The sequence below is a fragment of the Dokdonella sp. genome, assembly GCF_035703485.1.
In the GTDB taxonomy this organism is placed as follows: Bacteria; Pseudomonadota; Gammaproteobacteria; order Xanthomonadales; family Rhodanobacteraceae; genus Dokdonella.
In genome coordinates, this window is sequence record NZ_DASSYD010000076.1 from 1 (window position 1) to 5,710 (window position 5,710).

Below are 5,710 nucleotides of genomic sequence, written 5' to 3' on the forward strand. Positions count from 1 at the left end.
GGCTTTTCACGTTAACCCAAGCCCATGCCTTGGCGTGCCGATCTCGATGAAGCAACCACCAACTGGAGAGCCGTGTGCGGGAGAACCGCACGCACGGTTCGGAGGGCGGGGAGGTGATGAGCCTTCCCGACCCCTATCGAAGCGGGGGATCCGTGTCTGGGGAGATATTCCCGTTCCCCACGATGTCTTTGCGTCCGCCTCCCAATGACGCAGCACACAAATCCTCACTGGTACTTTGGTACAACAGCGCTCCCGGACAGAGCGGCATAGGCTGTCCGCTCCGGGCTGGGGAGCCCTTGCGGGAGAATCGCATCATGCATTTCGTCATCCGTGGTCTGTTCGCGCTGTCACTCGTGATTGTCGCCAGCGCCGCCCAGGCCCTCTGTGTCGACAATGTCGTACTCGTGCACGGCAATACCGGCAGTCCGTCCGACTTCAACAACACACGCAACACCTTGCTCGCCCGCGGCTACAGCAGCTCGCAGATCTTCCGGCCCGGTTGGGGCAGCTCATGCGCCGCCTGCAACGATCACAAGGGCAGCGAGGAAACGCCGGTCGAAAATGCGCTGATCGATGCGATCGCCTCGTCGTGCACCGGTCGCATCGATGTCATCGGCCACTCGATGGGCGCGACGCTCGCTGCGCGTGTGATCGACCGCGTCGGCATGAAGAATTATGTCGACAGCTTCGTCGGCATCGCCGGCGCCTTCCGCGGCCTGCGCAGTTGCGGCACCTACCCGTTCAACATCTGGACCAGCACCTGCGGCAGTTGGGGCTTGTCCGTCAACAGCCCGTTCCTCAACGGCATCAGCGGCCATCGCTTCGGCTCGCGCATGACCTCGATCAAGTCCTACTACGATGAGATCGTCTGCTCGACCGGCATCTGCACGGTCGGCGGCGTGCACTCCTCGTCAATCAGCGGCGAGAACGCCACGGTTACCTATGCCTGGGGCCACTACGGCCTGCTTTGGTACACCGCAAGCAAGCAGGCCGATCTGATCCAGTAGCGGGGATCGAGTAGTCATTGCATCGAATCTGGCCGCAAACCGAATTTGCGGCCAGGCTGCAGATCTGGCTCAGGCCAGCTTGCTCCAGCGCATTTCAGCGATGCCGCGCGGTGGCGCGAAACTGTCGGCGCGTGCATCGGCCCAGAAACGCTGGAACACTGCATGCTTCGGAATGCCACCGAGCAACTCGCCAGGCTTGAGGAAGGAATAGATCGTACTCAGCGAACGGATCTCCTTGCCCGAGACGCGGCGGATGATGTGTTCGGGGCCGAGTTCACCGGGATGGGTCAGGCCGGCAGCGCCAATCATCTCTGCGAGTGCGCGCAGTGTGTGCTCATGGAAGTTCTTCACGCGTTCGCCCTTGTCCTCGACATTCAGGGCATTCCAGCGGCTCGGATCCTGAGTCGCCACGCCAGTTGGGCAGCGATCGGTATGGCAGGTTTGCGACTGGATGCAGCCGAGCGCGAACATGTATCCGCGCGCGGCATTGCACCAGTCGGCACCAAGCGCCATCGTGCGCGCGATATCGAATGCGGTAACCACCTTGCCGGCTGCACCGATACGAATTTCCTGGCGCAGATTGAGTCCGACCAGGGTGTTGTGGACCAGCAGTAGCCCTTCACGCATCGGTACACCGACGTGATCGATAAACTCCATCGGCGCCGCGCCAGTGCCACCCTCGCCACCGTCGACGACAATGAAATCGGGGTGGATGCCGGTGCTGAGCATGGCTTTGGCCACGCCGAACCATTCCCAGGGATGGCCGATCGCGAGTTTGAACCCGGTCGGCTTGCCGCCCGAGAGCCTGCGCAGTCGATCGACGAAATGAAGCAGGCCTTCGGGTGTGTCGAACCCGGAGTGACGGGCCGGTGAAATGCAATCCTCACCTTCGGGAACACCCCGTGTTTCGGCGATTTCGGCCGACACCTTCGCACCGGGCAGCACACCGCCATGACCGGGTTTGGCACCTTGCGAGAGTTTGATCTCGATCATCTTGACCTGATCGAGAACGGCGCGCTCCTTGAACTTTTCCTCACTGAACACGCCAGCCTTTTCACAAGCGCCGAAATAGCCCGAGCCAAGCTCCCAGACGATGTCGCCGCCGAACTCGCGATGGTATTTCGACAGCGAACCTTCGCCGGTGTCGTGATAGAACTTGCCGAGCTTCGCGCCCTTGTTCAAGGCACGGATCGCGTTCGGCGACAACGAACCGAAACTCATCGCCGAGATGTTGTAGATGCTGGCCGAGTAGGGCTTTTCGCATCGCGGTCCACCGACCGGCACGCGGAAATCGTGGTCGTCGATCTTGCTTGGCACGATCGAATGATTGATCCACTCGTACTTGTCGCCATAGAAAGAGAGTTCACTGCCGAACGGTCGCGTCTCCTGCTGCTGTTTGGCACGCTGATAGACGATCGAGCGCTGATCATGCGAGAACGGGACCTCATCGTTGTCGCCCTCGACCACATACTGGCGCAACATCGGTCGCATCGCTTCCATCAGGTAGCGACCATGACCGCTGACCGGAAAATTGCGCCGCAACGTGTGTTTCGTCTGGATCAAATCCCAGATCCCGACCAGGGTCAGCAAGCCGGCAACAACACAGATCCAAGGCCAGACACCACCGAAATCCCACAGTACGGCACTGGCGAGAAAAGCAATGATGCATCCGGCAAACAGCCAATAGCGACTCGGCAGCAGCGATTTCAATGGAGATCTCCTTGAGCGGCGAGAATGCCAAGGATAGCGGATCAAGCGGTACCGGAAGCAGTGAGCGGAAGAGCGGTAAGCGGCAAGCGGTTAGCGGGAAAGACAATTCAGGGAACGCTGACAATATCGCGGAACAGGATCAGACGTGTTGACAGCAAATCCAAAGCCGCGATGCCCTTTGTTCGGGTTTCGGGATGACCAGCCATTCGGCAGTTGAACGACGGGATCCGAAAGAGCAAAAGCATCGCGCCTGAAGCCGCTCCTACGGATTTGTGGCGAAATGCATTTCGCGTTTCCAATCCCTATTCCACATTCCCCACTCCTGTCGTTGGCACCACCCCAAAAATCACCCGCTCCTCGAAAGGCTTTCCAAAGACGGTGATCTTGTGATCGCGGGCTGCAATGGCTTCGCGGACCTTCGACCAGACTTTCTGTTTGCAGATATAGATCGTGTGTCCTGCATCAGCGCGAGCCAGTTGGGTGCTGAGATCAGTGTCGTACTCCGGATCGAATGCCTTGCCAGTCTCCGGCTTGATCGAAACCTTGTCGACGCGCGCGCCCAGATGGAGGTGGATGCCATATCGGGCCATGTCCTCGATAAACACCACGTGATCGACCTGGTGAGGAACCTGCGCGCGAATCATCGTCGCCCATTCTTCTGCGTTTTTGTGCGTCGGCCAGTAAGCACTCGCCAGTCGCAACCCGAGCAGCACGATCACCCACAATCCGACCAGACCCAATCGCGGAAACGCGCGCCCTTCGATGCGCATCTGTCGGGCAATGATCAAGGCAAACGGAACGAACAAGGGCAGGATGTACAGCGGCATCCGCGAACGTGAAAAGCAAAACACGATCAATGGCAGCAGCACCCAGAGAAAAAGCAACAGTCCGGTTGAATCCTGCATGCGAGTTTCGGTCATTCGCCAATCGCGCATTGAAGCTGGCAGTTTGCGCAGCCAACGCCACAGCAACCACGTCCATGGCAGGCTGCCGATGATCAACGTCGGCGCATAAACCTGCAGCCAACCATACCATTCGCCGTGCCGGCCGAGATCCTCCGACGTCACGCGATCGACCAGTTCGTGCCCAAGGTAATAGTCGAGCAGTCCGGGTGTGTCGCTGACGACAATCAGAAACCACGGCAAGGCAACAGCGGCAAAGACCAGCAAGCCGCTCCAGTGAAATGCCGAGTTGGCACGCCGTGCCGGAAGCCAGATCGAGCATGCAACCACCACCAGCAAGGGCAGCAAGGCCGGCGGACCCTTGGCCAGAAAGCCGAGCGCGAAGCCCAACCACATCAGCATGACCCAATGCCGCGAATGCGGCGGCTCGACATGGCGCGATTCGATCCATGCCGCCATCGCACCACTCAAGGCCGCCGCGAGCAGAAAATCAGTCGTCACCAACTGCGCCGCACCAAACGGAAACAGCATCGTCGCAAAGATCACCGCGGCCTTGTTCTCATCCCCCGGAACCACGCGCCGCGCGATGAACCAGACCATCCACGCACAGAACAGAAACGTCAAGCCATACGGAATCCGCGCCGCCCAGGCGTTGTAGCCGAAGGTGCCGACACTGGCCGCAATCGCCCAGTAAGTCAGCGGTGGCTTGGTCCAGTGGCCGACAAACTCGTTGCGCATCGGATGCACCCAATCACCGCTTTCGAGCATGTTCAAGGCGACATTCGTGTAGCGCCCCTCATCCGGATCCCAGATCGCTCGTGTGCCGAGAAAGGCGAATCCCAGCATGATGATGATGACGACGGTCTGTAGTAGCGAGGGCTTGTAACCTGGGCGCATGCATGAAATCCGGATTGGGAAACAAGAATCTCGAGCCAAGTGAACGGAAAATCGAGGCGGTTCCTGCCTCCATCGCCACGATCAAGCATCCGGGTCACCAGGCGCAGATTTCGTCGACTCAGAAGCTAACGGCACCGCTGTCCTCTGGAGAGACTACTAAATAGCGGGATAGATTGCCGACCTCGTTTCCAGGAACAGATTCGAATTATCAGGTCGAGCGTGGGCGCGGGGAAGGAAGTTCAGATCGGCATATTTTCATTGAAATCGTAAAAAAGGGGGACCGTAAAAAAGGGGGACGGAGGAATTATTTGTTTGAATCGCTCCCGAAATTGCTCGCGGATAGGAGGAGTTCAACGAAAATACCCCCTGATTTAGCCTCTTTCTGAACTTGTTTCAAACGGATAATTCCTCCGTCCCCTTTTTGATTCGAGCCGGCAAACTTGATCGGGTCAACATTCTCAGTGACAAGATCTCTGAATCAAATTGCTGGATTGGGCGTTTTGCCCGAAGTTGAACAACTCTCCGATTCACGCTCTGCTTTACAGTCATGCACATTTTTCTTAGAGCACTCCAGAAGCTGCGAAACCAAATCCGGGCATGGCAAATGAGCCTCGTTCGGCGCAAGTTTCATGTCGAGGAACCAGGGACAGCAGATTTTCTGGTTCCGTTTGTTTCTCGTTGCCGGTATTGCGAAGCAGATCAAGCTCAACACCGCCTCCTCGGGAAAGTCCCTCTCACTTTTGATGGGGAACTTCTGCAGAAAGACTATTCTCTGGTGCAATGCGGTGACTGTGAGGTGATCTACCTGGATCCGGAACCTCCGGCGAAAGATTTGCAGAGGCTCTATGTTGGCTCGACCCAATTTTCGGGTGCGCAGTATTTGCGCAGTCCTGAAGCCGAACGTATCGCGAAAAGCTATGGTCGGCGACTGCGAAACCTGGATCTGCTCCACAAGTCCGTGGAATCCGTTCTGGAGATTGGTGCGGGACCGGCATGGATTTGCCGCGCTGCGAAAGAAAGACTCCCGGGTGTGCTAACGATCGCCCAGGACATTAGGGAGGGTCTGAACAAGTCCCTAGACTCGTGGTAAAATGGCACTTAGTCAATAACGCTATCCCACTATGAAACAGATGAGTTTTGGTGACGCCGAATACGCTTCCAAGAAGAAGCAAACCCGGCGCGAGAAATTTCTGG

At 57.8% G+C, this 5,710-nt stretch carries 4 protein-coding genes; 1 reads left to right on the forward strand and 3 read right to left on the reverse strand.

Annotation, left to right across the window (positions count from 1 at the left end; all coding sequences use genetic code 11):
• Positions 1-314: 314 nt before the first annotated feature.
• Positions 315-1,007 (forward strand): alpha/beta fold hydrolase, encoded by a 693-nt coding sequence (locus tag VFN25_RS05715; RefSeq protein ID WP_325139738.1) that lies wholly within the window; start codon positions 315-317, stop codon positions 1,005-1,007.
• Positions 1,008-1,076: 69 nt separating this feature from the next.
• Here VFN25_RS05715 and VFN25_RS05720 read toward each other — a convergent pair whose 3' ends face one another.
• The 3 genes from VFN25_RS05720 to VFN25_RS05730 form a co-directional block, all read right to left on the reverse strand.
• Entirely contained in the window at positions 1,077-2,708 is a 1,632-nt protein-coding gene (locus VFN25_RS05720) for an FMN-binding glutamate synthase family protein (RefSeq protein ID WP_414648866.1), read from the reverse strand.
• A 116-nt stretch (positions 2,709-2,824) separates the two neighbouring features.
• On the reverse strand, positions 2,825-3,016 hold the full coding sequence (locus VFN25_RS05725; RefSeq protein WP_325139741.1) for a hypothetical protein: 192 nt from the start codon (positions 3,014-3,016) through the stop codon (positions 2,825-2,827).
• Between the two features lie 3 nt (positions 3,017-3,019).
• Positions 3,020-4,516 (reverse strand): ArnT family glycosyltransferase, encoded by a 1,497-nt coding sequence (locus VFN25_RS05730; protein WP_325139742.1) that lies wholly within the window; start codon positions 4,514-4,516, stop codon positions 3,020-3,022.
• Positions 4,517-5,710 lie beyond the last annotated feature (1,194 nt).